This is a genomic window from Pseudomonas entomophila L48, assembly GCF_000026105.1.
Classification (GTDB): Bacteria; Pseudomonadota; Gammaproteobacteria; order Pseudomonadales; family Pseudomonadaceae; genus Aquipseudomonas; species Aquipseudomonas entomophila.
This window is the reverse complement of record NC_008027.1, coordinates 5,486,504-5,512,807: the sequence shown is the minus strand read 5'-3', so window position 1 is coordinate 5,512,807 and position 26,304 is coordinate 5,486,504. Positions and strand designations below refer to the sequence as shown.

Genomic DNA, 26,304 nt, shown 5'->3' with positions numbered 1-26,304 from the left:
TCGCCGGCAAGCCGGCTCCTACAGGCTGGTTACCCGTAGGAGCCGGCTTGCCGGCGAATGGGCCGTGAAGGTCAGGCGCGCCTATTGAACTGCGCCAAGGCAGGCAGCAACTGCTTGTCGATGGCTTGGCGCACGGCCGGGAGGATGGTCGCGCTACCCGTGTACATCTGCTCCACCATACCCTTCAAGGCACGGGCATTGGGCTCGGTCAGCCCGCGTATCACCACCTCGCACGCCTGCTCGGCGCTGGCGCCCGCCGGAATATCGAAACCCCGCGAGCGCAGTTGGCCCAGCAGGTCGTCCTGGTCGATCAAGTCCGCATGCATCATGACTGTTGTCCTTTTGCCGCTGTTGTTTGCGATCGATTCTGTGTCCGTCACATCAGCGCGGCAAGGACAGATTGCCGCGATGGCTGCTTTGGCTAAGAACAGGTCGTTTACGGCTAAATCGCAGGGGAAGGAAGGCCGCACACTGAAGTCATTCACGGCACCGGAGGTTTGGTCACCTCCACTTCATGCACAGTGGATGTTGCTCGCTCTTGGCCCCGGATGCTCACGGCTTTCCGGGGTTGTTTTTTTGAGCGCAGTGGGGGCGCTTTGCGCCCCCGGGATCTGTCAGCCAGCAGGTAACCCCAGTACACGCCCGACAAATTGCGGTGCCTGCAGATCACGCTGCTCATCCTTCAGTCCTTGCAACAAGGCAACACTATGCTCCCCGAACGGCGCCGACTTCGGCCCTGCCAGGTCCACATGCAGCAACATCTGCTCACTGGCTGCCAGCGCCTCGTCGAACCCTGCCCGATGCAGGCTGTGGTACAGATGCAGGCGCTTCCTGTCGAAACCGATGATCTGCGTCTGCACCCACACCTCGCTACCGAGCTTCACCTCGTGCAGGTAGTTGATGTGTGCCTCCAGGGTGAATAACGAGTGTCCTGTCTGCCCACGGGCGTCGGCATCCAGGCCGATGCGCTCCATCAGCGCATCGGTGGCATAACTGAAGATCAGCAGGTAGTAGGCATCGCGCAGATGCCCGTTGTAATCCACCCAGTCCTCCTGGACTGGGGTTCGGTAGGTGATCAGAGCGGGCATCGGGTTCTCCTCAATCGCCGAAGGCCATGCCGTGGCTGGCCTTGCTGCTGCGCACCGCTTCCAGTACTGCCAGCAGGGTGTCATCACGATAGCGTTCCAGGGCGGCGATGCTACGTTCGCCCAGTTGCTCCGAGGTGCCTTCCACCACATCATCGATCAGCTTGTCGGTCAGATCCGGGGCTGGCAGGTAGGTCCAGGGCAGCTTCAACGCCGGGCCGAACTGGGCCATGAAGTGGCGCATGCCGGCGTCGCCACCGGCGAGGGTGTAGGTGAGGAAGGTGCCCATGAACGACCAGCGCAGGCCTGCGCCGAAGCGGATTGCATCGTCGATCTCGCCGGTGCTGGCCACCCCGTCGTTGACCAGGTGCAGGGCTTCGCGCCACAGCGCTTCGAGCAGGCGGTCGGCGATGAAGCCGGGGACTTCCTTGCGCACGTGCAGCGGGCGCATGCCCAATGCGGTGTAGATGGTCTTCGCCGCTTCGATGGCGTCGGGGCTGGTGTTGCGGCCGCCGACGATCTCCACCAGTGGCAGCAGGTACACCGGGTTGAACGGGTGGCCGACCACGCAGCGTTCGGGGTGGGTGGCCGACTCGTAGAACTCGCTGGGCAGCAGCCCCGAGGTGCTGGAGCCGATGATTGCGTCTGGCTTGGCGGCGGCGCTGATCTTTGCGTGCAGGTCGAGCTTGAGGTCCAGGCGTTCCGGTGCGCTTTCCTGGATGAAGTCGGCGTCGCGCACGCACGCCTCGATGGTGGCGACGAAGGTCAGGCGGTCCGGCGATGCGCCGGGGGCCAGGCCCTGCTTCTGCAGGGCTGGCCAGGCGTTGGCGATACGTTTGCGCAGGGCTGCTTCGGCGCCGGGGGCCGGGTCCCAGGCGATGACGTCCAGGCCGTGGGCCAGGGCGCGGGCGACCCAGCCGCTGCCGATCACGCCGCTACCGAGGGCGGCGAAGGTCTTGATGTCGGTGATGAAAGGCATATGGCACTCCATGAAAGCTGATTTGGCGATGGCCTGTAGGCGCCGGTTTGCCGGCGAACACCGGCATGGCCGGTGCCTGGCACCGAGTTGCCTGGTTCGCCGGCAAAGCCGGCTCCTACAGGGGTTAGCGGCGCTTGAGGTTCATCTTTTCCCGGCCTTCGGCCGGGGTGAGCACGCGGGCGCCCATGCGGGTGATGATTTGCGCCGCCCGTTCGACCAACTGGCCGTTACTGGCCAGCACGCCGCGGTCCAGGTAGAGGTTGTCTTCCAGCCCCACCCGCACGTTGCCGCCGAGCAGCACCGCCTGGGCAGCCATGGGCATCTGCATGCGGCCGATGCCGAAGCCGGCCCAGGTCACGTCGGCCGGCAGGTTGTCGACCATCGCTTTCATGGTGGTGGTGTCGGCCGGCGCGCCCCAGGGGATACCCAGGCACAGCTGGAACAGCGGGTCGTCCAGCAGGCCTTCCTTGATCATCTGCTTGGCGAACCACAGGTGGCCGGTGTCGAAGATTTCCAGCTCGGCCTTCACGCCCAGCTCGGTGATGCGCTTGGCGCCAGCGCGTAGTTGGGCAGGGGTGGAGACATAGATGGCATTGCCGTCGCCAAAGTTGAGGGTGCCGCAATCGAGGGTGCAGATTTCCGGCAGCAACGCCTCGACGTGGGCCAGGCGCTCCAGCGGACCGATCAGGTCGGTGCCTGGGCCGAATTCCATCGGCGACTCGCCGGGGCCGATCTCCAGGTCGCCGCCCATGCCGGCGGTGAGGTTGACGATGATGTCCACGTCGGCTTCGCGGATGCGCTCCATGACCTCGCGGTAGAGGTTCACGTCGCGGCTGAAGCGGCCGGTCTGCGGATCGCGGACGTGGCAGTGGACCACGGTGGCGCCGGCCTTGGCAGCCTCGACAGCGGATTCGGCGATCTGTTTCGGGGTGACCGGGACCAGGTGGCTCTTGGCTACCGTGTCGCCGGCGCCGGTGAGGGCGCAGGTGATGATGACGTCGTGGTTCATGGGGGTTCCTTCTGGAATCGTTTGTGGGCTTTTCGCGGATGAATCCGCTCCTACAGGAGGCGTGCTGCCTCCTGGGCGGTGTAGGAGCGGATTCATCCGCGATGCGATCTGTCAGTTGGCGGTGAGCTTGAGGTTGTCCGCAGCCGGCTTGCCGTCAAAGGTCGTTACCCCTTCAAGCCAGCGCGCCTTGTCCTCGGGGTGGTCCTTGAGCCACTGGCGGGCGGACTCCAGGGCGTCCTTGTGGTCGAGCAGCGGCTGCATCATCCGGCTCTCGTCTTCGGCGCTGAAGCTCAGGTTGGCGAGCAGGCGACTGGCATTGGGGCAGCGTTCGGCGTAATCCGGCGCGGTCACTGTCCACACCGTGGCGCGGCCTTCGTCCGGGCCGAGGGCGTCCTGGCTGTCGCCGAGGTAGACCATGTCGATGTTCACGTTCATCGGGTGCGGCGCCCAGCCGAAGAACACCACCGCCTCCTTGCGCCGCACCGCGCGATCCACCGCGGCGAGCATGCCGGCCTCGCTCGACTCGACCAGCTGGAACTTGCCCAGGTCGAACTGGTTCTTGGCGATCATCGCCTTGATCTGGGTGTTGGCGCCCGAGCCCGGCTCGATGCCGTAGAGCTTGCCGCCGAGTTCCTTCTCAAACTTGTGGATGTCGGCGAAGGTCTTCAGGCCCTTGTCGGCGAGGTACTTGGGCACGGCGAGGGTGGCGCGGGCGTCTTCCAGGCTGGGCTTGTCGAGCACCTTGACCTGGTTGGCCTGGATGAACGGGGTGATGGTCTGGGTCATGATCGGGTTCCAGTACCCCAGGAACATGTCCAGGCGCTTGTCGCGGATGCCGGCGAAGATGATCTGCTGCGAGGCGCTGGTCTGCTTGGTCTGGTAGCCCAGGCCGTCGAGCAGCACCTGGGCCATGGCGCTGGTGGCGATCACGTCGGTCCAGTTGACCACGCCCAGGCGCACGTCCTTGCAGGCGGCGGGTTCGGCGGCGAATAGCGGGGAAACAAAGGTGGTGCTGAGTGCGAGGGACAACAGGCTGCGGCGGATAAAGCGTTGCATGGTGGCTCTCCATCGGCAGTGCGTTTTTTATGGGTGCCGGCCTCTGCGGGCCGTGTGAACAAGCTACGCTGGCGGCAGGGTGGAAAATCGCACCCTGGCGACCAAGACTTGCACGGAGGCGACCACTTTTACCGTGGAGCGAGCAATGCCTGAAACCATCGATTTCCTGCTGCTGCCGGGTTTCTCGGCCATGGGTTTCATCAGCGCCATCGAGCCGCTGCGGGTGGCCAATCGCTTCCGTGGGCCGTTGTATCGCTGGCGCGTGCTCAGCCTGGACGGCGGCGCGGTGCAGGCGAGCAATGGCATGTCGGTGAACGCTGATGGCGTGCTGGGCGAGGGCGAGCATGCCCGGCTGTTGCTGGTGGTCGCCGGCTTCGAACCGCTGGCCTGCCATGGGCCGTTGCTACAGCAGCATTTGCGTCGCTTCGATCACGAAGGCGTGGTGCTCGGCGGTATCGACACCGGCGCCATGGTGCTCGCCGAAGCCGGCCTGCTCGACGGCCACCGCGCCACCTTGCACTGGGAGGCGCTGGAGGCGTTCAAGGAGCGCTACCCACGCTTGCAGGCCACCCAGGAACTGTTCGAGATCGACCGTCGGCGCATCACTTGCGCGGGCGGTACCGCGTCCATTGACCTGATGCTCGACCTCATCGCCCAGGCCCACGGTAGCGAGCTGGCGGTACAGGTGTCGGAGCAGTTCGTGCTCGGGCGCATCCGCCCGCGCCAGGACCACCAGCGCATGCAGATCGCCACGCGCTACGGGCTGCGCAACAAGAAGCTGGTCAAGGTGATCGGGGAGATGGAGCGCAACACCGAGCTGCCGCTGAACACCCAGGTGCTGGCCGATGCGGTGCAGGTCACCCGGCGCCAGCTGGAGCGGTTGTTCCGTCTGCACCTGGACGACACGCCCAGTGGCTTCTACCTGCGGCTGCGGCTGGACAAGGCCCGGCAGCTGTTGCGCCAGACCGACATGAGCGTGTTGGAGGTTGCGGTGGCGTGCGGGTTCGAGTCGGCGTCGTATTTCACCCGTTGTTACCGGGCGCGGTTCGAGCGGTGTCCGCGGGAGGACAGGCGGTTGGCGGTGTCATGAGACAGCTTCGACTGTAGGAGCGGCTTCAGCCGCGATGCGGGCACCCCGGTGCCTGGCACCCGCTTTGCGGGTGATCGCGGCTGAAGCCGCTCCTACAGTTGCCGATGGCAGTTTCTACTGCTGGCCGATCGACTGCAGGTATTCCGAACGCTCGTCGCTGCGCTGCGCCACACAGGTGTTCCACGCCGCCTCGAAGGCCTTGCTACCGGGCTTCTCGGCATAGGTCTCGACCTTGCAGTCGGCGTCGCGCAACTGGGCCCAGAGTTTCTCCGCCGCTTCCATCTTCGCACTCAGGGCGGCGGCCTTGTCGCTCTCGTCCGCGTACTGGTCGCGGATGCGCTGGATCAGGTCGTCGTAGGCCGCCTTCAGCTCCCGCTCGGCGGTCTGCTTGTTGTAGGCCGCGCACGCATAGCCTTGCTGGTCGCTTTCGACGTTGTCGCAGGGCGTGCTTTCTTCCTCGGCGGCCTGCGCGCCGCAAGCGACGGCCAGCAGCACCAGCCATGCCATTGATTTCATCCGTTTTCTCCCGATCAGGCTGACGAATCGCAGGATTCTCGCTCAGCCGGTGTTGGCGGCGATAGCTCCCTGACAAAAAGTTCATCAAAGCCTTACAAACTCCGGTTGTCGAGACTGGCTCTCATCACCGAGCACCGTGCCAGAGCGCGCCGGGGCGGCCGTTGACGCTTTCGGCAAACCCCCTGTCGTTTTTGCATCGGGGCGCATCCAGCCGCAGGCATATGCTGGCCCCAAAGCGCCGGCACAGGATTCGGCGCGGTCACACTCGATAAAAGGGGACAGCCTGATGAGCCCAGCCGAACTTCACGCCGACAGCATCGTCATCGACGGCCTGATCATTGCCAAATGGAACCGCGAGCTGTTCGAGGACATGCGCAAGGGCGGGCTGACCGCGGCCAACTGCACGGTGTCGGTGTGGGAGGGCTTCAAGGCCACCGTCGACAACATCGCGTCCAGCCAGAAACTGATCCGCGAGAACAGCGACCTGGTGATGCCGGTGCGCACCACCGCCGACATCCGCAAGGCCAAGGAGCTGGGCAAGACCGGCATCCTCTTCGGCTTCCAGAACGCCCATGCGTTCGAGGACCAGATCGCCTATGTCGACGTGTTCAAGCAGCTCGGCGTGGGCATCGTGCAGATGTGCTACAACACCCAGAACCTGGTGGGCACCGGTTGCTACGAGCGTGATGGCGGTCTGTCGGGCTTTGGCCGCGAGATCGTCGCTGAGATGAACCGCGTCGGCATCATGTGCGACCTCTCGCACGTCGGCTCCAAGACCTCCGAAGAGGTCATCCTCGAGTCGAAGAAGCCGGTCTGCTATTCCCACTGCCTGCCCTCGGGCCTTAAAGAACACCCGCGCAACAAGTCCGATGCAGAGCTGAAGTTCATCGCCGACCACGGCGGTTTCGTCGGTGTGACCATGTTCGCGCCGTTCCTGGCCAAGGGCATCGACTCGACCATCGACGACTACGCCGAGGCCATCGAGTACACCATGAACATCGTTGGCGAGGACGCCATCGGCATCGGCACCGACTTCACCCAGGGCCATGGCCAGGACTTCTTCGAGTACCTCACCCACGACAAGGGCTACGCCCGGCGCCTGACCAACTTCGGCAAGATCATCAACCCGCTGGGCATCCGTACCGTCGGCGAGTTCCCCAACCTGACCGAAACCCTGCTCAAACGCGGCCACTCCGAACGGGTGGTGCGCAAGATCATGGGCGAAAACTGGGTCAATGTCCTGAAGGACGTCTGGGGCGAATAAAGCCGCTCTCCAAGCCTGAAAGCCCCTGCCAGCAACGCCGGGGCATCCAAACAAAAATTTTATGGAGTTGAGTTTCCATGGCCAAGATCGCCCCGCAATTGCCAATCGAAGTCGACAGCGAGACCGGTGTCTGGACCAGCGACGCCCTGCCGATGCTCTACGTGCCCCGGCATTTCTTCGTCAACAACCACATGGGCATCGAGGAAGTGCTGGGCGCCGAGCAGTACGCCGAAATCCTCTACAAGGCCGGCTACAAGTCCGCCTGGCACTGGTGCGAGAAAGAAGCCGAGTGCCATGGCCTGGAAGGCGTGGCGGTGTTCGAGCACTACATGAAGCGCCTGTCCCAGCGTGGCTGGGGCCTGTTCCAGATCCAGGACATCGACCTGGATAAAGGCACCTGCAGCGTCAAGCTCAAGCACTCCGCATTCGTGTACGTCTATGGCAAGTGCGGCCGCAAGGTCGACTACATGTTCACCGGCTGGTTCGCCGGGGCCATGGACCAGATTCTCGCTGCCCGCGGCAGCTCGATCCGCACCGTGGCCGAACAGGTCTACGGCGGGTCGGAAGAAGGCCACGAAGACGGCCTGTTCGTTACGAAGCCGTTGTAAGCCGGAGACAGCGTCATGGCATTCGAAGCAATGTTCCAGCCGATCCAGATCGGCAAACTGACCATCCGCAACCGCGTACTCAGCACCGCGCACGCCGAGGTCTACGCCACCGACGGCGGCATGACCACCGACCGCTACGTGAAGTACTACGAAGAGAAGGCCAAGGGCGGCATCGGCCTGGCGATTTGCGGCGGCTCGTCGGTGGTGGCCATCGACAGCCCGCAGGAGTGGTGGTCGTCGGTCAACCTGTCCACCGACCGCATCATCCCGCACTTCCAGAACCTCGCCGACGCCATGCACAAGCATGGCGCCAAGATCATGATCCAGATTACCCACATGGGCCGTCGCTCACGTTGGGACGGCTTCAACTGGCCGACGCTGATGTCGCCGTCGGGTATCCGCGAACCGGTGCACCGCGCCACCTGCAAGACCATCGAACCAGAAGAGATCTGGCGGGTGATCGGCAACTATGCGCAAGCGGCGCGCCGGGCGAAGGAGGGCGGCCTGGACGGCGTCGAACTGTCGGCCGTGCACCAGCACATGATCGACCAGTTCTGGAGCCCACGGGTCAACAAGCGCACCGACGAATGGGGCGGCACCTTCGAGGGCCGCATGAAGTTCGGCCTGGAAGTGCTCAAGGCCGTGCGCAAGGAAGTCGGTGACGACTTCTGCGTGGGCATGCGCATCTGCGGCGACGAGTTCCACCCCGATGGCTTGAGCCACGAGGACATGAAACAGATCGCCGCCTACTACGACGCCACCGGCATGCTCGATTTCATCGGTGTGGTCGGCTCGGGCTGCGACACCCACAACACCCTGGCCAACGTCATCCCCAACATGAGCTACCCGCCGGAGCCTTTCCTGCACCTGGCGGCCGGCATCAAGGAAGTGGTCAAGGTCCCGGTGCTGCACGCGCAGAACATCAAGGACCCGAACCAGGCCACGCGCATCCTTGAAGGCGGCTATGTCGACATGGTCGGCATGACCCGCGCGCACATCGCCGACCCGCACCTGATCGCCAAGATCAAGATGGGCCAGGTCGACCAGATCAAGCAGTGCGTTGGCGCCAACTACTGCATCGACCGCCAGTACCAGGGCCTGGACGTGCTGTGCATCCAGAACGCCGCGACCTCCCGTGAATACATGGGTGTGCCGCATATCATCGAGAAATCCACCGGGCCGAAGCGCAAGGTGGTGGTGGTCGGCGCCGGCCCTGCCGGCATGGAGGCGGCCCGCGTCGCCGCCGAGCGTGGCCACGACGTCACCGTGTTCGAGAAGAAAGAGCAGATTGGCGGGCAGATCACCATCGCCGCCAAAGCCCCGCAACGCGACCAGATCGCCGGCATCACCCGCTGGTACCAGCTGGAGTTCGCCCGCCTGAAGGTCGACCTGCGCCTGGGCACCGCCGCCGACGTGGCGACCATCCAGGACCTGCGCCCGGACATCATCGTGCTGGCGGTGGGCGGCCATCCGTTCGTCGAGCAGAACGAGCATTGGGGCGCCGCCGAAGGGTTGGTGGTGAGCAGCTGGGACGTGCTCGACGGCAAGGTCGCGCCGGGCAAGAACGTGCTGGTGTACGACACGATCTGCGAGTTCACCGGCATGTCCACCGCCGACTTCCTGGCCGACAAGGGCGCCCAGGTGGAGATCGTCACCGACGACATCAAGCCGGGCGTGGCCATGGGCGGCACCACCTTCCCGACCTACTACCGCAGCCTGTACCCGAAGGAAGTGATCATGACCGGCGACATGATGCTGGAAAAGGTCTACCGCGAGGGCGACAAGCTGGTGGCGGTGCTCGAGAACGAGTACACCGGCGGCAAGGAAGAGCGGGTGGTCGACCAGGTGGTGATCGAGAACGGTGTACGGCCGGACGAACAGCTGTACTACGCGCTGAAGGACGGCTCGCGCAACAAGGGCCAGATCGATGTCGAGGCGCTGTTCGCCATCAAGCCGCAGCCGATTCTCAGCCAGCCGGGCGAGGGTTACCTGCTGTACCGCATCGGCGACTGCGTGGCCCAGCGCAACGTGCACGCGGCGATCTACGACGCCTTGCGGCTGTGCAAGGACTTCTGATCGCACCGCCTCTAGAGGCGGGATTGGCCCCCCTGTAGGAGCGGATTCATCCGCGATGAGGCCGGCACAGGCTGATGGGTTGTCGCTGCCGACGCTATCGCGGATGAATCCGCTCCTACAGGGGTCCGCGCCGCTCGTGGGAGCGGCGCAAGAATCCAGCTGTTGTGGGAGCCTCCCATGTTGAACACCCTTCTACCCATCCTGCTGTTCGCTGCCCTTGGCCTGGCGGTGCTCGGCGCCCTGCGCCGGGTGCGCATGTGGCGGCGCGGGCGGCCGAGCAAGGTCGACCTGATCGGCGGCCTGCTGGCCATGCCGCGGCGCTACCTGGTGGACCTGCACCATGTGGTCGAGCGCGACAAGTACATGTCCAAGACTCACGTGGCCACGGCCGGTGGCTTTGTGCTCTCTGCTTTGCTGGCGATCCTGGTGCATGGCTTCGGCTTGCACAGCAAGATCCTTGGCTACGCCTTGCTGGTGGCCACGGTGATCATGTTCACCGGTGCGATCTTTGTCTTCAAACGCCGCCTTAACCCGCCGTCGCGGCTGTCAAAGGGCCCGTGGATGCGCCTGCCCAAGAGCCTGCTGATGTTCGCGGCGAGCTTCTTCATCGCCACGCTGCCGGTGGCCGGTATCCTGCCGGAAGGTACGGGGGGCTGGGTACTCGTCGTTGTGCTGGGCATTGGCGTGCTCTGGGGCGTGTCCGAGCTGTTCTTCGGCATGACCTGGGGCGGCCCGATGAAGCACGCCTTCGCCGGCGCCCTGCACCTGGCCTGGCACCGCCGCGCCGAGCGCTTCGGCGGTGGCCGTTCCACCGGCCTCAAGCCACTGGACCTGGAAGACCCGAACGCACCACTGGGCGTGGAAAAACCGGTCGACTTCACCTGGAACCAGCTGCTCGGCTTCGACGCCTGCGTGCAGTGCGGCAAGTGTGAGGCCATGTGCCCCGCGTTCGCCGCCGGCCAGCCGTTGAACCCGAAGAAGCTCATCCAGGACATGGTCATCGGCCTGGCCGGTGGCACCGATGCACAGTTCGCTGGCAGCCCTTACCCGGGCAAGCCGGTCGGTGAGCATGGCGGCCACCCGCACCAGCCGATCGTCAACGGCTTGGTCGACGCCGAGACGTTGTGGTCGTGCACCACCTGCCGAGCCTGCGTGGAGGAGTGCCCGATGATGATCGAGCACGTCGATGCCATCGTCGACATGCGCCGTCACCTGACCCTGGAGAAGGGCGCCACCCCGAACAAGGGCGCCGAGGTGCTGGACAACCTGATCGCCACCGACAACCCCGGCGGCTTTGCCCCGGGCGGGCGGATGAACTGGGCGGCTGACCTCAACCTGAAACTGTTGTCCGACGTGAAGCGCACCGACGTGCTGTTCTGGGTCGGTGACGGTGCCTTCGATATGCGTAACCAGCGCACCTTGCGCGCGTTCGTCAAAGTGCTCAAGGCCTCGGGCGTGGACTTCGCCGTGCTCGGCCTGGAAGAGCGCGACAGTGGCGACGTGGCCCGGCGCCTGGGCGACGAGGCTACCTTCCAGCAACTGGCCAAACGCAATATCCAGACCCTGGCCAAGTACCCGTTCCAGCGCATCGTCACCTGCGACCCGCACAGCTTCCATGTGCTGAAGAACGAGTACGGCGCATTGGGCGGCGAGTACCAGGTGCAGCACCACAGCACCTATATCGCCGAACTGATTGCCGCGAACAAGCTCAACCTCGGCCAGCACAAGGGTGGCAGCGTCACCTACCACGACCCGTGCTACCTGGGCCGCTACAACGGCGAGTACGAAGCCCCGCGCGACGTGCTCAGGGCACTGGGCATCGAAGTGCGCGAGATGCAGCGTTCGGGCTTCCGTTCCCGTTGCTGCGGCGGTGGTGGCGGTGCGCCGATCACCGATATCCCCGGCAAGCAGCGCATTCCCGACATGCGCATGGACGATATCCGCGAGACCCAGGCAGAGCTGGTGGCGGTGGGTTGTCCACAGTGCACGGCGATGCTCGAGGGCGTGGTCGAACCGCGTCCGCAGATCAAGGACATTGCCGAGCTGGTGGCCGACGTGTTGATCGAAGAAGACGCGCCTGCAACCGCCAAGTCGCAAGCCGTCAAACGTGAACCTGCGGAGGTGCATTGATGAGCGACATCGTCCGCCGCGACCCACGCGCCGAGTGGATCGCCCGTAACCGTCTGCACCCGCTGCATGCGGCGATGCAGACGCAACAGACGAGCTGGATGGGCCCCAATGGCGTCATCCGCAAGAACCCGCACGCGATCGCCGCCGGTTTCATCGGCCCCAACGGCCTCAAGCGCATCGACCGCAGCGGCGCCCAGCAGGGCACTGGCGTGGGTGGGCGGCGCACGGCTGCCGTCGAGGTGCAGTTGCCGCTGCACCAGGTGGCGGAGCCAGCCTTCTACATCGCCGTGGTGCCGGACATGGTCGGTGGCCGCCTGGGCAGCCACGACCGCGACCTGCTCGGCCTGGCCCACAGCCTGGCTGGTAGCGACGGCGCGGTGCTGGCCATCGTCTTTGGCGAACACAAGGAAAACAACTTTTCCACAGCCGGTGTCGACCGTTTGCTGGTTGTCGAAGGCGAGGCGTTCGAAGGTTATGCACCGGAGCAACTGGTGCAGGGCCTGCGGGCTGTGGATAACCAATTGTCCCCACGCCACTGGTTGCTGCCCGACAGCCGTACCGGTGGTGGTGAACTGGGCCGACGTTTCGCCGCAGCCCTGGGCGAACGTCCAGCGACGCGGGTGTGGCAGGTCAAGGATGGCCAGTGCATCGGCCGTGCCGGTGCCGGGCAGCAAGATATCCAGCGCGAGCTGCCACGGTTGATCCTGGCCGCCGCCGAATGTGCCGAGCCGGTCAGCGAAACTCGCCATGAAGCGCTGCCCGTGGAGTTGTCCACAGGCGTGGCGCGCAGCCTGTCGCGTATCGAGGACCTTGGCCCGGTGGCCGTGGACCCGGCCGCCATCGCCATGGCCGAGGCCGAGTTCATCGTCTCCGGTGGTAACGGCGTCAAGGACTGGGATCTGTACCACAAGGCCACGGCAGCCCTGGGCGCTACCGAAGGCGCCTCGCGGGTGGCGGTGGACGATGGCTTCATGCCGCGCAATCGCCAGGTCGGCGCCACCGGCACCTGGGTCACTGCGCGGGTCTACGTGGCTGTGGGTATCTCTGGCGCCATCCAGCACCTGCAGGGCATTGGCGCCTGCGACAAGGTGGTGGCGATCAACATGGACCCGGGCTGCGACATGATCAAACGGGCCGACCTGTCGGTGATCGGCGACAGCTCAGCCATTCTTCAAGCCTTGGTCGACGCTGTGGATAACTACCGCAGCGGCGGCCAGCGCGACGCGGCATAGGGGCAGCGAGCATGAGTACGAAAGTCATCAGCCTGGTCTCGATCGGCGCCCACCCCAGTTCCGGTCGCGCGCGCCGCGCCGAGCAGGACGCTCGGGCCGTGGAGCTGGGTTTGCAGCTGGCTGGGGATAACTTGCAGGTGGTGCATGCCGGCGACCCGCGTGAAGAGGCTCTGCGCGCCTACCTGGGCATGGGGCTTGAGCATCTGGATGTCCTGGAACAGCCTGCCGGTGCCGATGTACTGGGTGTGCTCGGTGATTACCTGCGTGATGCCGGTGCCCAGCTGGTGCTGGCAGGCAGCCAGGCCGAGACTGGCGAAGGTTCGGGCATGCTGCCGTTCCTGCTGGCCGAAAGGCTGGGTTGGCCATTGGTGGTCGGGCTGGCCGAGGTGGAGTCCATCGAGAACGGTACCGCCCAGGTGCTGCAGGCCCTGCCACGGGGTCAGCGGCGTCGCTTGAAAGTGCGCCTGCCGTTGCTGGCGACTGTGGATAACGCCGCGCCCAAGCCACGCCAGAGTGCTTTTGGCCCGGCGCGTCGAGGTGTGTTGGCGGCGCGCAACGTGGCGGTGGTGGAGGATCCGGTGCTGGGTGATGAGGCCCTGCAACCCGCTCGCCCACGGCCGAAACGGCTCAAGGTGATCAAGGCCAAGAGCGGCGCCGACCGTATGAAGGCTGCCACGGCCAAGGCCAGTGGCGGGGGCGGCAAGGTGCTCAAGGATGTTTCTCCACAGGAAGGGGCTGAGGCCATCCTCAAGCTGTTGGTGGAGGAGGGGGTGCTGCGCTGACCTGTTGTACCCAGAATCTGTTGGGGGTTCTGTGGATAAAGTGTTTGCGTATTGCTGCAGGCCTCTGTCTATAGGGCTTACAGAGAGTTGAGCGATTTTTGATCAGTGAAAGCCACGGCCCGTCCGTGGCTTTTTCATTTCCGCGGTGGGGTGGAGGGTGAATATTGCCCACAATGGCTGTTGGCGGGTCTGTGGATAATATGTTTGGTATGTGCTGCAGGCTTTGATTTCATTGGCTTTGGCGGTTTTGATCAAAAAGTGATCGACGGGGCCTGGTTCTGCCTGGAAATCAGTATTTTCAGAGGGTTGCAGTGTTATCCACAGCAGGTTTTCGCACAGGCGGCGACTTGCTCACAAAGTCTGTTGGCGAACGTGTGGACAAGTTGTTTGGATAACCCTGGAGCCATTGAATTCATTGGCTTACACGTAAATGATTAAAAATTGACCAGTTCCATGTCTGTATTTTTTTGCAGAGTTTCCACAATTGCTGTTGGCCGTGCTGTGGATAAAGTGTTGGTGGGTATCTGCACACCTTGAAGGGCGTGGGCTGCGGTGGTTTGGGTGTTTTTTGATCAGAGCCAGGCGGCATCCCAGTGTGGGTAGTGGCGCAAGCTGCGCACGAGCCCGGACCGCAGGGGGTTGCTGACGATGTAGCGAGCTGCTGTGCGGATGTCTTCGTCCTGGCGCAGGGCGTGATCGTGGAAGTTCTTTTGCCAGAGGCGGCCTTGGCGGGAGGCTGCTGCATTGATCAGGCGGGTACTCCTGGATTTGACCTTGCGCACGAGGTTGGAGAGGTCGACTTCTTGTGGTTCCGCCAACCAGTGAAAATGGTCGGGCATAACCACCCACCAGAGGCTGCGTGCCCATTGCTGGTCATGGGCGTGGCGCAGTTCAGCGACCAGCAGGCGTGCGAGTTGGAAGTCGGAGAACAGCGGTTCTCGATCGAGTACGACGCTGGTGATGATGTATGGGCGGCCTGGTTCGGAGTAGCGGCCGGTTCTCAAGCGGTGGGAATGGGCGATTTTCATCCGTGATCTCCTCTGTGGTGGGGAGAGTCTAGGAATTGAATTTCTTGAGGGTGGATTGATATTGAAGCTGGATGTAACGCCAGCAGCGCAATTTGCGGGTGCGGCGGAGAAGACTGTAGGAGCCAGCTTGCTGGCGAACAGGGTCGCCAGGTTCGCCAGCAAGCTGGCTCCTACGGGATGGGGGGTGTTTGCAGGTTACTGCGCCTTGATCTCCTTGAGGTAGGACGCAGGCTCGGCGCCAAGGTTGTTCAGCAAACGCTGGCTGTACCAGTCGATGAAGTTCACCACGCCGAACTCATAGGTCTTCGAATAAGGCCCAGGTTGATAGGCGGTGGAGTTGATCCCCCGCTGGTTCTCCTCGGCCAACCGGCGGTCCTGGTCGTTGGTCGCGTCCCAGACCTTGCGCATGTCCTCGGGGTTGTAGTCGACCCCCTCCACCGCATCCTTGTGCACCAGCCACTTGGTGGTGACCATGGTCTCCTGGGCGCTGATCGGCCACACGGTGAACACGATCATGTGGTCGCCCATGCAGTGGTTCCACGAATGCGGCAGGTGCAGGATGCGCATCGAGCCGAGGTCCGGGTTCTTGATGCGGCCCATCAGCTTCTGGCAGGCCTGCTTGCCGTCCATGGTCATCGACACGGTGCCCTTGAGCAGCGGCATGCGCACGATGCGGTTACGCAGGCCATGGCTCTTGTGCAGGTACGGGATCTTCTCGGCTTCCCAGGCGGCGGCCGAGGCGGCCACGTGGTCCTTGAATTCCTGGCTGGCACGCGGGTCGTTGGTGTCGTCCCACTCCAGCAGCGTCTTCAGCAACTCGGGGTGCGAGCCGTTGCAGTGGTAGCACTCGCGGTTGTTCTCCAGCACCAGCTTCCAGTTGGCCTTTTCCATCAAGGTGGTCTGCACCGCCACCTTGGTGTTCTCCATGTCGTACGGTTCCATGTAGTGGTCGAGCGTTGCCAGGAACTCGTCGATGGCCGGCGGGTTCTCGGCCAGGCTGATGAAGATGTAGCCACCGGCCACCTTCACGTTCACAGGCTTGAGGCCGTACTGGTTCATGTCGAAGTCGGCGCCCATCTCGGTGCCGGCGAACAGCAGGCGGCCGTCGAGCTCGTAGGTCCACTGGTGGTACGGGCACACCAGCTTGGCCACCTTGCCCTTTTCACTGACGCACAGGCGCGAGCCGCGGTGGCGGCAGACGTTGTGGAAGGCATGCACCTTACCTTCCGCGCCACGCACCACGATGATCGGGTTCTTGCCGATCTGCAGGGTGATGTAGTTGCCCTTGGCCGGGATCTCGCACACCAGGCCGGCGATCAGCCACTCCTTGTGGAAGATCTCCTGCATGTCGATCTGGAACAGGCGTTCGTCGCTGTAGAACGGTTGCGGCAGCGAGTAGGTGCGCTCGCGGGTCTGCAGCATCTCGGCGGTGGCCTTGCGTGCAGGTTCCAGTGGATCGCCCAGGCTCAGGGTTGCGGTGACGTCCATCGTGTGGTCCTCAGGGCCGTGGTCGGCCGGCGAAAGGTGGCTAATCGTTTCGTTGTTTTTATGCCGCAAGGCTGCTGTGGATAAACAACCTGTTCTTTTGCCGGAGTGTGCGTTCGAGCCGGGAAACGGCCATGTCCACGGGCGACATGGCCGAATCGAATTCCGACGCGCCAACCCTTGTAGCGCGGGGCTGGTCGCGATAAGCACGCCGATGTCGCGGATGGGAATGTACACAGCCCCCGGCTTGCGCATTATCGGAGCCATAAGAATGGCCGACAGTCGGCTGCTGGAGATGAACATGTCCGATACCTTCCTCAATCCGGTCACCACCCAGACCTGGGCCAATGGCCGCCACATCGTGCGCTGCGTCAAGGTCATCCAGGAGACCTGGGACGTGCGCACCTTCTGCTTCATGGCCGACCAGCCGATCATGTTCTTCTTCAAGCCCGGGCAGTTCGTGACGCTGGAGCTGGAGATCGAAGGCAAGCCGGTGATGCGTTCGTACACCATCTCCAGCTCGCCCTCGGTACCCTACAGCTTCTCCATCACCGTCAAGCGCGTGCCGGGCGGGCTGGTGTCGAACTTCCTCCACGACACCATGCACGAAGGCGCCGAACTGCCGGTGCACGGGCCGGTGGGGCTGTTCAACGCCATCGACTTCCCGGCGCCCAAGGTCCTGTACCTCTCTGGCGGCGTGGGTATCACGCCGGTCATGTCCATGGCGCGCTGGTTCTACGACACCAACGCCAACGTCGACATGGTGTTCGTGCACAGCGCCCGTTCACCGAAGGACATCATCTACCACCGCGAGCTGGAACAGATGGCTTCGCGCATCCCCAACTTCAGCCTGCACATCATTTGCGAGAAACACGGGCTGGGCGAGCCGTGGGCGGGTTACCGCGGCTACCTGAACCAGCGGTTGATGGAGCTGATCGCCCCAGACTACCTGGAGCGCACCATCTTCTGCTGCGGCCCGACGCCCTACATGAGCGCGGTCAAGCGCATGCTCGAAGCCGTCGGTTTCGACATGAAGAACTACCACGAGGAATCGTTCGGCGCGACGCCGCCAGAGGCCAAGGCCGATGCGGTGGAGCACGCCGAGCAGGCCGCTGATGCACCGGAATTGGATGTGGCCGATCTCAACCTGGTGGAGTTCGTCGGCAGCGACAAGAGCATCCGCGTGGCCCCGGGCGAGACCGTGCATGCGGCGGCGGCCAAGGTCGGGCTGATGATTCCCAAGGCTTGCGGGATGGGCATCTGCGGCACCTGCAAGGTGCTCAAGCTGGGTGGTGAGGTGGAGATGGAGCACAACGGCGGGATCACCGAGGAGGATGAAGCTGAGGGCTACATCTTGTCGTGCTGCAGCGTGCCGAAAGGGGATGTGCGGATCGAGTATTGAGCCATTCGCCGGCAAGCCGGCTCCTACGGGTGTAGGAGCCGGCTTGCCGGCGAATGCTTTCAGGTGCGGAAGCGGGCCACCAGGCTGCTCAGGTCCACCGCCAGGCGCGACAGCTCGGCGCTCGCCGCGCTGGTCTGGTTCGCCCCGGTGGCGCTCTGCACCGACAGGTCGTTGATGTTCACCAGGTTGCGGTCCACCTCGCGGGCCACCTGAGCCTGCTCTTCGGCGGCGCTGGCGATCACCAGGTTGCGCTCGTTGATCTGCGCCACCGCGCCGGCGATGGTGTCCAGCGCCAGGCCCGCGCCACGGGCGATGTTCAGGGTCGACTCGGCGCGCTCGGTGCTGGTGCGCATCGAGTCCACGGCCTGCTCGGTGCCACCCTGGATGCTGCCGATCATCCGCTCGATCTCGCTGGTGGACTGCTGGGTGCGATGCGCCAGGGCGCGTACTTCGTCGGCGACCACGGCGAAGCCACGGCCAGCCTCACCGGCACGGGCGGCCTCGATGGCGGCGTTGAGCGCCAGCAGGTTGGTCTGGTCGGCCAGGCCACGGATCACGTCGAGGACCTTGCCGATATCGCGCGATTGCTCGGCCAGGTGGGTGATCAGCTTGGCGGTGGCCTGCACGTCGCCGCTCATGCGCTCGATGGCACCCACGGTCTCCATCACCAGGTCACGACCATCGCCGGCCGAACGGCTGGCTTCGCTGGAGGCTTCCGAGGTGCTCACCGCGTTGCGCGCCACTTCCTCGACCGCGCTGGTCATTTCGGTGACGGCGGTGGCGGCCTGCTCGATCTCGTTGTTCTGCTGCTGCAGACCACGGGCGCTCTCGTCGGTGACGCTGTTGAGCTCTTCGGCGGCCGAGGCCAGCTGGGTGGCGGAGCCGGCGATCAGCTGCAGGGTGTCGCGCAGCTTGTCCTGCATCTTGGCCATGGCCTTGAGCAGGCGCGCGGCCTCGTCGGTGCCTTCGGCGTCGATGTGGTGGGTGAGGTCGCCCTCGGCGATCTGCTCGGCGGACTTCAGCGCTTCGTCGATGGGCTTGACGATGCTGCGGGTGAGCAGGAAGGCGAACAGCAGGGTCAGCACCGTGGCGGCCACCAGCAGGCTGATCACCAGGCCGAAGGCGCCGCTGTACTGGGCGGCGGCCTGGTCGTTGGTGGCGCTGGTCTGGTCGGTGTTGATGCGCACCAGGGTGTCCATGATCTTGTTGATCTGCTCGGAGTTGTCCAGCAGGTCGCGGTTGAGCAGGTCGCGCAGGGCGTCCAGGTCGCCGGCCTGGCTCAGCGTGCGCATGCGTGCCTCGAGCTGGCGGTACTGGTTGAGCAGCAGGCCGTACTGGTCGAAGGCGGCCTTCTCGTCGGCGGCGGTCACCAGCGGCTCGTAGGCGCGGCGGGCCTTGTCGATCTGCGCGTTGCGCTCGTCCAGCAGGCGCAGGGTGTCCTGCTGGGTGGCCGGTTCGCGATTGAGCAGCAGGCGATAGGACAGGGTGCGCAGGCGCAGGTTGAGCGCGGTCAGCTCGTCGAGGGTCTTGATGCTGGGTACGCTGACTTCCTCGATGGTCACGCCGGCCTGGCGGATGTTGCCCATCTGGATCAGCGAGAAGACGCCGAGGCCCAGCATCAGCAGGCCGATCACGGCGAACCCGAGCAGCGCGCGCGGCGCGATATTCATATTGCGTAAGGACATGGAGGCAGTTCCCAAGGCAGAAGAGGTGCCGCGATCCATGCGACGGAAGAAGACCTGCCTGCCTATCGGTCGTGACTGGCCAGTCTTGAGTCCGAAATGCAGAAATTGTGAGGCAGCTAACTATTTTCCTGACCAGCGGTTGATCCAGGTTGGAACAAGGGGGCGGATCCCGGGTCAACCTGAACCTGGCAAAAACCTTTTGAATCCGATATTTAATGGCGGGGGCGCAGGTTTTTCCTTATCGTGTGCGCCCTTTGCAACAACCCGAGATAGACGCATGTTGGAAACTTCCCTGAATCAACTCGAGCAACTGGTCAGCGACCTGATGCACAAGAACGCGCAACTGGCCGAGCAGAACGCCAGCCTCAGCCAGGAACTGGCCCAGGCCAAGGAAGAGAACGACAGCCTGCAGTTGTCGCTGATGGAACAGGAAGAGAAGCACGGCGCCACCGCCGCACGCATCCAGGCCCTGGTCGAGCGCGCCAGCGCGGGTGTCGTGAACGCATGAGACGGCCAGAACAGCCGATCAATGTCGTGTCGATCCTCGGCAACGACTATTCGCTGAAGGCCCCCGAGGGCCAGGAAGACACCCTGAACCAGGCCGTGCGCATGCTCAATGTCGCCCTGGCCGAAACCAAGCGCCAGTTCCCGACCCTGATTGGTGACAAGCTGCTGGTGCTGGCCGCCCTGAACCTGTGCTCCAAGCAGATCGAGTTGCAGCGCGAGCACGACCGCACCCTCGAGCGCACCCAGGCGCAGATCGACGCCACCGTCGACGCCATCAGCCGGACCATCGGCGACCAATAACAACAGATTGCGCAACCCCCTGTAGGAGCCGGCTTGCCGGCGAACCATGCGGTGAAGTCACCGACGCGTTCGCCGGCAAGCCGGCTCCTACAGGGGGTATTTGTATTGTTCAATATCTGTGGATTGATCGGATACTTGAGTGTATACACTTTCCCAAAAACAATAATTGGCGGGGAAGATTGGCATGCGCATCTGGCGGCGGAGTATCCAGTGGCAACTGATCGCGAGCATGGGCGGCGCCCTGCTGGCGAGCATCCTGGTGGTGGTGGCGATCTACACGGTGGCGGTCAACCGCCTCACCGAGCGCTACCTGGTCGACACGGCGCTGCCGGCCAGTGTCGAGGCGATTCGCAACGATATCGAGCGTATGCTCGGCCAGCCGCTGGTGGCGGCGGCGGACATCGCCGGCAACACCCTGCTGCGTGACTGGCTGGCGGCCGGGGAAAACCCCGCCGAGCTGCCACGCTTCATCGAATACCTCGAGGCCGCCAAGCAGCGCAACAAGGCTTTCACCACCCTGTTCGCCTCCACCAGCACCGGCCACTACTACAACGAGAAGGGCCTGGACCGCACCCTCAGCCGCGCCAACCCCAAGGACAAGTGGTTCTACGGCTACATCGACAGTGGCGCCGAGCGCCTGATCAACATCGACATCGACGGTTCCACGGGTGAACTGGCGCTGTTCATCGACTACCGGGTGGAAAAGGCTGGCCAGCTGGTCGGCGTGGCCGGCATGGGCCTGCGCATGACTGAACTGTCGAAGCTAATCCATGATTTCAGCTTCGGCGAGCATGGCAAGGTGTTCCTGGTGCGCAACGATGGCCTGATCCAGGTGCATCCCGACCAGCAGTTCAGCGGCAAGCGCCAACTGGCCGAGCAACTGGACGCGGAAGCGGCCAAGGCTGTGATGAGCGGCGCCGCTGGATTGCGCAGCACCCGCTTCAACCGTGACGGTGAGCGTTATCTGGCACTGGGCCTGCCCCTGCGCGATCTGAACTGGACCCTGGTCGCCGAGGTGCCGGAGGCCGAGATCTATGCCCAGATGCATCACGCCGTCTGGCTGACCAGCCTGATCGGCGGTGCGGTTGCCCTGGTGTCGCTGTTGCTGGTGGTGCTGCTGGCGCGCGGGCTGGTGCGGCCGATTCGCCAGGTCACCGCGGCGTTGGTGCAGATCGGCAGTGGTGGAGGCGACCTCAGCCATCGCCTCGACGACTCGCGCCAGGATGAACTGGGTGACCTGGCGCGGGGCTTCAACCGTTTCCTCGACAGCCAACGCGGCCTGATCGGCGAAGTGCTGCGCACCACCGAGCGCCTGCACCTGTCGGTAGAGCAGGTCACCCAGGTTGTGGATAACACCGCTGATCGCTCCGGGCGGCAGCAGGAAATGACCGAGATGGTCGCCACTGCCGTTCATGAAATGGGCCTGACCGTGCAGGACATCGCCCAGAATGCCGGCGCCGCCGCGCAGGCTTCCCAGTCGGCGCGCGACGAGGCGTTGCAGGCGCGGGAGGTGGTACGTCGTTCGATCCACGGTATCGAGGGCATGTCCGGCGAGATCGGCCGTGCCGCCGAGGCGGTCACGCAACTGGCCGACGAAGTCGCCTCGATCGATGAAGTTTTGGCGGTGATCCGCAGTATTTCCGAACAGACCAACCTGCTGGCGCTCAATGCTGCCATCGAGGCTGCTCGGGCGGGCGAGATGGGGCGTGGTTTCGCCGTGGTCGCCGACGAAGTGCGCACCCTGGCGCGGCGCACCCAGGTGTCCACCGACGAGGTGCAGCAGATGATTCACCGTCTCAAGCAGGGCGCGGGCACCGCCGTGGCGTCGATGCAGGCGGGGCAGCAGGCGACCGGTAGCGGTGTCGAATCAAGCCAGCGTACGGGCACCTCGCTGGGGGCGATCACCGACCAGGTCGAACGCATCAGCGACATGAACCACCAGGTGGCGACGGCGACCGAGGAACAGTCGGCGGTGACCGAGGAGATCAACCGCAACGTGCAGGGGATTTCCGACCTGGCGCGACAGACGGCCAGTGAAGTGCAGGGGTGTCGCGAGGAGTGCCAGGCGTTGCGTGGGTTGGCCGATGACCTGGCGCGGCAGATGGGCGGCTTCAGGCTCTAGATCGCTTTGCCGGCAAGCCAGCTCCCGTAGGAGCCGGCTTGCCGGCGAATGCTGTCGGTCAGGCGCCGAAGATCGCGCGGATATCCGCCGCCAGCTCACGCACCCGCGATTCCTGTGTATCCCAAGAACACATGAACCGCGCGCCGCCGCTACCGATGAAGGTGTAGAAGCGCCAGCCCTTGTTACGCAGGGCCTCCAGCGCATGCTCCGGCATCTGCAGGAACACCCCGTTGGCTTCCACCGGGAACATCAGTTCCACACCCGGCAAGTCACTCACCAACGACGCCAGCAATTGCGCGCAGTGGTTGGCATGCTTGCCATGGCGCAGCCAGGCGCCGTCTTCCAGCAGCCCCACCCACGGTGCCGACAAGAAGCGCATTTTCGACGCCAGCTGCCCGGCCTGCTTGCAGCGGTAGTCGAAATCGTCGGCCAAGTCGCGATTGAAGAACAGGATCGCTTCGCCCACCGCCATGCCGTTCTTGGTGCCACCGAAGCACAGCACATCGACCCCGGCCTTCCAGGTCAGCTCGGCCGGCGAGCAGCCGAGGAACGAACAGGCGTTGGTGAAGCGCGCGCCGTCCATGTGCAAGTTCAGGCCCAGCTCCTTGCAGGTGGCGCTGATCGCCTTGAGCTCTTCAGGGCGATACACGGTACCTACTTCGGTGGCCTGGGTGATGGTCACCACGCGGGGCTTGGGGTAGTGGATGTCCTGGCGCTTGAGCGCCACTTCGCGGATCGATTCAGGCGTCAGCTTGCCGTTGACGCTGGCGGCGGTCAGCAGCTTGGAGCCGTTGGAGAAGAACTCCGGCGCGCCGCATTCGTCGGTCTCGACGTGGGCGGTCTCGGAGCAGATCACGCTGTGGTAGCTCTGGCACAGCGAGGCCAGGGCCAGGGAGTTGGCGGCGGTGCCGTTGAAGGCGAAGAACACCTCGCAGTCGGTCTCGAACAGCTTGCGGAAGTATTCCGAGGCGCGTTCGGTCCACTGGTCGTCGCCATAGGCGCGTTGGTGGCCGTGGTTGGCCTTTTCCATGGCCGCCCAGGCTTCGGGGCAGATGCCGGAGTAGTTGTCGCTGGCGAATTGTTGATTGTTGTCGGTCATGACGCCTGTCCTTTTGTACGACGCAGGCACGCACTCTAAACCATCGATTTGGCGGTTGCCTATACAGGCCACGATGCTTCCCGGTAGGCGCCAGCCTTGCTGGCGATGCAAGGCGCAGCCTTGCCCATGGCAGTTAGGTCGATTCGCCAGCAAGGCTGGCTCCTACAGGCCGACGCGACGCTTGCAGGTGAATGTCGTAAACGCGCCATTGCAAGGCGCGCGCAGGCATCTGTGCCGCCGTGCCCGGTCATACCATCGCTGCAAAGGGTGGGAAAACCCTCACCAGACAAGAAACGATCGCTGCCGGGAGATACACGATGTTCAGCAAGCAAGACCAGATCCAGGGTTATGACGACGCACTGCTGGCGGCGATGAATGCCGAGGAACAGCGCCAGGAAGATCACATCGAGCTGATCGCCTCGGAGAACTACACCAGCAAGCGCGTGATGCAGGCCCAGGGCAGCGGCCTGACCAACAAGTACGCCGAGGGCTATCCGGGCAAGCGCTACTACGGTGGTTGCGAGCACGTCGACAAGGTGGAAGCCCTGGCCATCGAGCGCGCCAAGCAGCTGTTCGGCGCCGACTACGCCAACGTTCAGCCACACTCCGGCTCTTCGGCCAACAGCGCCGTCTATCTGGCCCTGCTGCAGGCCGGCGACACCATCCTGGGCATGAGCCTGGCCCACGGCGGCCACCTGACCCACGGCGCGAAAGTGTCGTCCTCGGGCAAGCTGTACAACGCCGTGCAGTACGGCATCGACACCACCACCGGCCTGATCGACTACGACGAAGTCGAGCGCCTGGCCGTCGAGCACAAGCCGAAGATGATCGTCGCCGGTTTCTCGGCCTACTCGAAGACCCTCGATTTCCCACGCTTCCGCCAGATCGCCGATAAAGTCGGCGCGCTGCTGTTCGTCGACATGGCCCACGTCGCCGGCCTGGTCGCCGCCGGCCTGTACCCGAACCCGATCCCCTTCGCCGACGTGGTCACCACCACCACCCACAAGACCCTGCGCGGCCCGCGTGGCGGCCTGATCCTGGCCAAGTCCAACGAAGAGATCGAGAAAAAGCTCAATGCTGCGGTGTTCCCCGGCGCCCAGGGCGGCCCGCTGATGCACGTGATCGCCGCCAAGGCGGTGTGCTTCAAGGAAGCGCTGGAACCCGGCTTCAAGGCCTACCAGAAGCAGGTCATCGAGAACGCCCAGGCCATGGCCCAGGTGTTCATCGAGCGCGGCTACGACGTGGTCTCCGGCGGCACCGACAACCACCTGTTCCTGGTCAGCCTGATCCGCCAGGGCCTGACCGGCAAGGACGCTGACGCCGCCCTCGGCCGCGCCCATATCACCGTCAACAAGAACGCCGTGCCCAACGACCCGCAGTCGCCGTTCGTCACCTCGGGCCTGCGCATCGGCACCCCGGCCGTCACCACCCGTGGTTTCAAGGTCGCCCAGTGCGTGGCGCTGGCCGGCTGGATCTGCGATGTGCTGGACAACCTGGGCGACGCCGATGTCGAGGCCGATGTGGCCAAGAACGTCGCCGCCCTGTGCGCCGACTTCCCGGTCTACCGCTGAGTGGAGCAGAACACCATGCAACGTTATTCAGGCTTCGGCCTCTTCAAGCACTCCCTCAGCCACCACGAGAACTGGCAGCGCATGTGGCGCACGCCGACCCCGAAAAAGGTCTACGACGTGGTCATCGTCGGCGGTGGCGGCCATGGCCTGGCCACGGCCTACTACCTGGCGAAAGAGCACGGCATCACCAACGTGGCGGTGGTCGAGAAGGGCTACCTGGGCGGCGGCAACACCGCCCGCAACACCACCATCGTGCGCTCCAACTACCTGTGGGACGAGTCGGCGCACCTGTACGAGCACGCCATGAAGCTGTGGGAAGGGCTCTCGCAAGACATCAACTACAACGTGATGTTCTCCCAGCGCGGCGTGTACAACCTGTGCCACACCCTGCAGGACATCCGTGACTCCGAGCGCCGGGTCAACGCCAACCGCCTCAACGGCGTGGACGGCGAGCTGATCCGTACCGAGCAGGTCGCGGCTGAGATCCCGTACCTCGACTGCTCGAAGAACACCCGCTACCCGATCCTCGGCGCCACCGTGCAACGGCGTGGCGGCGTGGCCCGTCACGACGCCGTGGCCTGGGGCTTCGCCCGCGCCGCCGACGCCCTGGGCGTGGACCTGATCCAACAGACCGAAGTGATCGGCTTCCGTAAAGAGAACGGCGCCGTGATTGGCGTTGAAACCAACAAAGGCTTCATCGGCGCCAAGCGCGTCGGCGTGGTCACTGCCGGCAACTCCGGCCACATGGCCAAGCTGGCCGGCTTCCGCCTGCCGCTGGAATCGCACCCGTTGCAGGCACTGGTATCGGAGCCGATCAAGCCAATCATCGACAGCGTGATCATGTCCAACGCCGTGCACGGCTACATCAGCCAGTCCGACAAGGGCGACCTGGTGATCGGCGCCGGTATCGACGGTTGGGTCGGCTACGGCCAGCGTGGCTCCTACCCGATCATCGAGCACACCCTGCAGGCGATCGTCGAGATGTTCCCGATCCTCTCCCGGGTGCGCATGAACCGCCAGTGGGGCGGCATCGTCGACACCACCCCCGACGCCTGCCCGATCATCTCCAAGACCCCGGTGAAGAACATGTTCTTCAACTGCGGCTGGGGCACCGGCGGCTTCAAGGCCACCCCGGGTTCGGGCAACGTCTTCGCCGCGAGCCTGGCCAAGGGCGAGATGCACCCGCTGGCCGCGCCTTTCTCCATCGACCGTTTCTACAACGGCGCGCTGATCGACGAACACGGCGCCGCTGCCGTCGCCCACTGACCCGGAGACAAC

Annotated in this window: 23 protein-coding genes and 3 pseudogenes; 15 read left to right on the top strand and 11 right to left on the bottom strand. The window is 64.3% G+C overall.

All coding sequences use genetic code 11. The features are described 5' to 3' along the window. Nucleotides 1–71: 71 nt before the first annotated feature. From PSEEN_RS23980 to choX, 5 genes and pseudogenes are all read right to left on the bottom strand, one after another. Nucleotides 72–329: a hypothetical protein gene (locus PSEEN_RS23980; RefSeq protein ID WP_044488534.1), complete on the bottom strand. Its 258-nt coding sequence runs from the start codon at nt 327–329 to the stop codon at nt 72–74. Between the two features lie 285 nt (nt 330–614). Further along, nucleotides 615–1,088, bottom strand: a complete 474-nt coding sequence (locus PSEEN_RS23975) for a thioesterase family protein (protein WP_011536170.1) — start codon at nt 1,086–1,088, stop codon at nt 615–617. A 10-nt stretch (nt 1,089–1,098) separates the two neighbouring features. Further along, the gene (locus PSEEN_RS23970; protein ID WP_011536169.1) at nt 1,099–2,064 is read right to left on the bottom strand and encodes an L-carnitine dehydrogenase; all 966 of its coding nucleotides are present in this window, start codon (nt 2,062–2,064) and stop codon (nt 1,099–1,101) included. Between the two features lie 124 nt (nt 2,065–2,188). After that, nucleotides 2,189–3,073 (bottom strand): 3-dehydrocarnitine:acetyl-CoA trimethylamine transferase CdhC, encoded by an 885-nt coding sequence (gene cdhC, locus PSEEN_RS23965; protein WP_011536168.1) that lies wholly within the window; start codon nt 3,071–3,073, stop codon nt 2,189–2,191. Nucleotides 3,074–3,184: 111 nt separating this feature from the next. Continuing rightward, nucleotides 3,185–4,063 (bottom strand): annotated as a pseudogene (choX, locus tag PSEEN_RS23960) (choline ABC transporter substrate-binding protein); the annotation flags it as partial. A 211-nt stretch (nt 4,064–4,274) separates the two neighbouring features. Between choX and PSEEN_RS23955 the strand changes: the two are divergent. Beyond that, nucleotides 4,275–5,219 (top strand): GlxA family transcriptional regulator, encoded by a 945-nt coding sequence (locus PSEEN_RS23955; protein ID WP_011536166.1) that lies wholly within the window; start codon nt 4,275–4,277, stop codon nt 5,217–5,219. Nucleotides 5,220–5,333: 114 nt separating this feature from the next. Here PSEEN_RS23955 and PSEEN_RS23950 read toward each other — a convergent pair whose 3' ends face one another. Then, nucleotides 5,334–5,735 carry a lysozyme inhibitor LprI family protein gene (locus PSEEN_RS23950; protein ID WP_011536165.1) on the bottom strand — a complete coding sequence of 134 codons (402 nt, stop codon included), beginning with the start codon at nt 5,733–5,735 and terminating at the stop codon, nt 5,334–5,336. Nucleotides 5,736–6,021: 286 nt separating this feature from the next. Here PSEEN_RS23950 and PSEEN_RS23945 point away from each other — a divergent pair, with 286 nt between their 5' ends. The 7 genes from PSEEN_RS23945 to PSEEN_RS26775 all read left to right on the top strand — a co-directional run bounded on the left by PSEEN_RS23945 (nt 6,022) and on the right by PSEEN_RS26775 (nt 14,265). Then, on the top strand, nt 6,022–6,999 hold the full coding sequence (locus PSEEN_RS23945; protein ID WP_011536164.1) for a dipeptidase: 978 nt from the start codon (nt 6,022–6,024) through the stop codon (nt 6,997–6,999). A 77-nt stretch (nt 7,000–7,076) separates the two neighbouring features. Continuing rightward, nucleotides 7,077–7,607 carry a DUF5943 domain-containing protein gene (locus tag PSEEN_RS23940; protein ID WP_011536163.1) on the top strand — a complete coding sequence of 177 codons (531 nt, stop codon included), beginning with the start codon at nt 7,077–7,079 and terminating at the stop codon, nt 7,605–7,607. 15 nt (nt 7,608–7,622) lie between these two features. Further along, nucleotides 7,623–9,683 (top strand): dimethylglycine demethylation protein DgcA, encoded by a 2,061-nt coding sequence (gene dgcA / locus PSEEN_RS23935; RefSeq protein WP_011536162.1) that lies wholly within the window; start codon nt 7,623–7,625, stop codon nt 9,681–9,683. Nucleotides 9,684–9,860: 177 nt separating this feature from the next. After that, entirely contained in the window at nt 9,861–11,813 is a 1,953-nt protein-coding gene (gene dgcB / locus PSEEN_RS23930; RefSeq protein WP_011536161.1) for a dimethylglycine demethylation protein DgcB, read from the top strand. Further along, nucleotides 11,813–13,045, top strand: coding sequence for an electron transfer flavoprotein subunit alpha (etfA, locus tag PSEEN_RS23925; RefSeq protein WP_011536160.1), 1,233 nt, complete (start codon nt 11,813–11,815; stop codon nt 13,043–13,045). Before dgcB ends, etfA begins: the two co-directional genes overlap by 1 nt. Nucleotides 13,046–13,056: 11 nt before the next feature. Next, nucleotides 13,057–13,827, top strand: coding sequence for an electron transfer flavoprotein subunit beta (etfB, locus tag PSEEN_RS23920; protein ID WP_011536159.1), 771 nt, complete (start codon nt 13,057–13,059; stop codon nt 13,825–13,827). A gap of 105 nt (nt 13,828–13,932) precedes the next feature. Then, the gene (locus PSEEN_RS26775) at nt 13,933–14,265 is read left to right on the top strand and encodes a hypothetical protein (RefSeq protein WP_011536158.1); all 333 of its coding nucleotides are present in this window, start codon (nt 13,933–13,935) and stop codon (nt 14,263–14,265) included. 134 nt (nt 14,266–14,399) lie between these two features. Here the strand turns inward: PSEEN_RS26775 and PSEEN_RS23915 are convergent, their stop codons facing one another. Then, nucleotides 14,400–14,855 carry an REP-associated tyrosine transposase gene (locus tag PSEEN_RS23915; RefSeq protein WP_011536157.1) on the bottom strand — a complete coding sequence of 152 codons (456 nt, stop codon included), beginning with the start codon at nt 14,853–14,855 and terminating at the stop codon, nt 14,400–14,402. Nucleotides 14,856–15,050: 195 nt separating this feature from the next. After that, on the bottom strand, nt 15,051–16,343 hold the full coding sequence (gene gbcA / locus PSEEN_RS23910; protein WP_011536156.1) for a glycine-betaine demethylase subunit GbcA: 1,293 nt from the start codon (nt 16,341–16,343) through the stop codon (nt 15,051–15,053). Nucleotides 16,344–16,641: 298 nt separating this feature from the next. Between gbcA and gbcB the strand changes: the two genes are divergently transcribed. Beyond that, the gene (gene gbcB, locus PSEEN_RS23905; protein WP_011536155.1) at nt 16,642–17,742 is read left to right on the top strand and encodes a glycine-betaine demethylase subunit GbcB; all 1,101 of its coding nucleotides are present in this window, start codon (nt 16,642–16,644) and stop codon (nt 17,740–17,742) included. A gap of 59 nt (nt 17,743–17,801) precedes the next feature. On the opposite strand, the gene PSEEN_RS27470 is transcribed toward gbcB, so the two are convergent. Together PSEEN_RS27470 and PSEEN_RS27465 are read right to left on the bottom strand one after the other, a co-directional pair. After that, a complete protein-coding gene (locus tag PSEEN_RS27470; RefSeq protein ID WP_420806636.1) occupies nt 17,802–18,665 on the bottom strand; it encodes a methyl-accepting chemotaxis protein in 864 nt (287 codons plus the stop codon). After that, nucleotides 18,657–19,412, bottom strand: a pseudogene (locus PSEEN_RS27465) (MCP four helix bundle domain-containing protein); the annotation flags it as partial. The pseudogene PSEEN_RS27465 and the gene PSEEN_RS27470, both read right to left, overlap by 9 nt. Before the next feature lie 292 nt (nt 19,413–19,704). Here PSEEN_RS27465 and PSEEN_RS23895 point away from each other — a divergent pair. The 4 genes and pseudogenes from PSEEN_RS23895 (at nt 19,705) to PSEEN_RS27455 (ending at nt 22,356) form a co-directional block, all read left to right on the top strand. After that, on the top strand, nt 19,705–19,935 hold the full coding sequence (locus tag PSEEN_RS23895) for a hypothetical protein (RefSeq protein WP_011536153.1): 231 nt from the start codon (nt 19,705–19,707) through the stop codon (nt 19,933–19,935). Further along, nucleotides 19,932–20,234: a cell division protein ZapA gene (locus PSEEN_RS23890; protein ID WP_011536152.1), complete on the top strand. Its 303-nt coding sequence runs from the start codon at nt 19,932–19,934 to the stop codon at nt 20,232–20,234. Before PSEEN_RS23895 ends, PSEEN_RS23890 begins: the two co-directional genes overlap by 4 nt. 184 nt (nt 20,235–20,418) lie before the next feature. Continuing rightward, a pseudogene (locus PSEEN_RS27460) lies at nt 20,419–21,492 on the top strand (HAMP domain-containing protein); the annotation flags it as partial. Between the two features lie 126 nt (nt 21,493–21,618). Continuing rightward, nucleotides 21,619–22,356: a methyl-accepting chemotaxis protein gene (locus PSEEN_RS27455; RefSeq protein ID WP_420806635.1), complete on the top strand. Its 738-nt coding sequence runs from the start codon at nt 21,619–21,621 to the stop codon at nt 22,354–22,356. Between the two features lie 58 nt (nt 22,357–22,414). On the opposite strand, the gene PSEEN_RS23880 is transcribed toward PSEEN_RS27455, so the two are convergent. After that, nucleotides 22,415–23,455 carry a threonine aldolase family protein gene (locus tag PSEEN_RS23880; protein WP_011536150.1) on the bottom strand — a complete coding sequence of 347 codons (1,041 nt, stop codon included), beginning with the start codon at nt 23,453–23,455 and terminating at the stop codon, nt 22,415–22,417. A gap of 317 nt (nt 23,456–23,772) precedes the next feature. On the opposite strand from PSEEN_RS23880, the gene PSEEN_RS23875 reads away from it, so the two are divergent. Then, a complete protein-coding gene (locus tag PSEEN_RS23875; RefSeq protein ID WP_011536149.1) occupies nt 23,773–25,026 on the top strand; it encodes a serine hydroxymethyltransferase in 1,254 nt (417 codons plus the stop codon). A gap of 15 nt (nt 25,027–25,041) precedes the next feature. Further along, nucleotides 25,042–26,292, top strand: a complete 1,251-nt coding sequence (locus PSEEN_RS23870) for a sarcosine oxidase subunit beta family protein (RefSeq protein ID WP_011536148.1) — start codon at nt 25,042–25,044, stop codon at nt 26,290–26,292. The last annotated feature ends 12 nt before the right edge of the window (nt 26,293–26,304 follow it).

What these genes read in the sequence shown, in the direction of transcription:
- PSEEN_RS23980 (WP_044488534.1), bottom strand. Translation starts at nt 329, where the DNA reads ATGATGCATGCGGACTTGATCGACCAGGACGACCTGCTGGGCCAACTG.
- PSEEN_RS23975 (WP_011536170.1), bottom strand. Translation starts at nt 1,088, where the DNA reads ATGCCCGCTCTGATCACCTACCGAACCCCAGTCCAGGAGGACTGGGTG.
- PSEEN_RS23970 (WP_011536169.1), bottom strand. Translation starts at nt 2,064, where the DNA reads ATGCCTTTCATCACCGACATCAAGACCTTCGCCGCCCTCGGTAGCGGC.
- cdhC (WP_011536168.1), bottom strand. Translation starts at nt 3,073, where the DNA reads ATGAACCACGACGTCATCATCACCTGCGCCCTCACCGGCGCCGGCGAC.
- PSEEN_RS23955 (WP_011536166.1), top strand. Translation starts at nt 4,275, where the DNA reads ATGCCTGAAACCATCGATTTCCTGCTGCTGCCGGGTTTCTCGGCCATG.
- PSEEN_RS23950 (WP_011536165.1), bottom strand. Translation starts at nt 5,735, where the DNA reads ATGAAATCAATGGCATGGCTGGTGCTGCTGGCCGTCGCTTGCGGCGCG.
- PSEEN_RS23945 (WP_011536164.1), top strand. Translation starts at nt 6,022, where the DNA reads ATGAGCCCAGCCGAACTTCACGCCGACAGCATCGTCATCGACGGCCTG.
- PSEEN_RS23940 (WP_011536163.1), top strand. Translation starts at nt 7,077, where the DNA reads ATGGCCAAGATCGCCCCGCAATTGCCAATCGAAGTCGACAGCGAGACC.
- dgcA (WP_011536162.1), top strand. Translation starts at nt 7,623, where the DNA reads ATGGCATTCGAAGCAATGTTCCAGCCGATCCAGATCGGCAAACTGACC.
- dgcB (WP_011536161.1), top strand. Translation starts at nt 9,861, where the DNA reads ATGTTGAACACCCTTCTACCCATCCTGCTGTTCGCTGCCCTTGGCCTG.
- etfA (WP_011536160.1), top strand. Translation starts at nt 11,813, where the DNA reads ATGAGCGACATCGTCCGCCGCGACCCACGCGCCGAGTGGATCGCCCGT.
- etfB (WP_011536159.1), top strand. Translation starts at nt 13,057, where the DNA reads ATGAGTACGAAAGTCATCAGCCTGGTCTCGATCGGCGCCCACCCCAGT.
- PSEEN_RS23915 (WP_011536157.1), bottom strand. Translation starts at nt 14,855, where the DNA reads ATGAAAATCGCCCATTCCCACCGCTTGAGAACCGGCCGCTACTCCGAA.
- gbcA (WP_011536156.1), bottom strand. Translation starts at nt 16,343, where the DNA reads ATGGACGTCACCGCAACCCTGAGCCTGGGCGATCCACTGGAACCTGCA.
- gbcB (WP_011536155.1), top strand. Translation starts at nt 16,642, where the DNA reads ATGTCCGATACCTTCCTCAATCCGGTCACCACCCAGACCTGGGCCAAT.
- PSEEN_RS27470 (WP_420806636.1), bottom strand. Translation starts at nt 18,665, where the DNA reads ATGCAGGACAAGCTGCGCGACACCCTGCAGCTGATCGCCGGCTCCGCC.
- PSEEN_RS23895 (WP_011536153.1), top strand. Translation starts at nt 19,705, where the DNA reads ATGTTGGAAACTTCCCTGAATCAACTCGAGCAACTGGTCAGCGACCTG.
- PSEEN_RS23890 (WP_011536152.1), top strand. Translation starts at nt 19,932, where the DNA reads ATGAGACGGCCAGAACAGCCGATCAATGTCGTGTCGATCCTCGGCAAC.
- PSEEN_RS27455 (WP_420806635.1), top strand. Translation starts at nt 21,619, where the DNA reads ATGACCGAGATGGTCGCCACTGCCGTTCATGAAATGGGCCTGACCGTG.
- PSEEN_RS23880 (WP_011536150.1), bottom strand. Translation starts at nt 23,455, where the DNA reads ATGACCGACAACAATCAACAATTCGCCAGCGACAACTACTCCGGCATC.
- PSEEN_RS23875 (WP_011536149.1), top strand. Translation starts at nt 23,773, where the DNA reads ATGTTCAGCAAGCAAGACCAGATCCAGGGTTATGACGACGCACTGCTG.
- PSEEN_RS23870 (WP_011536148.1), top strand. Translation starts at nt 25,042, where the DNA reads ATGCAACGTTATTCAGGCTTCGGCCTCTTCAAGCACTCCCTCAGCCAC.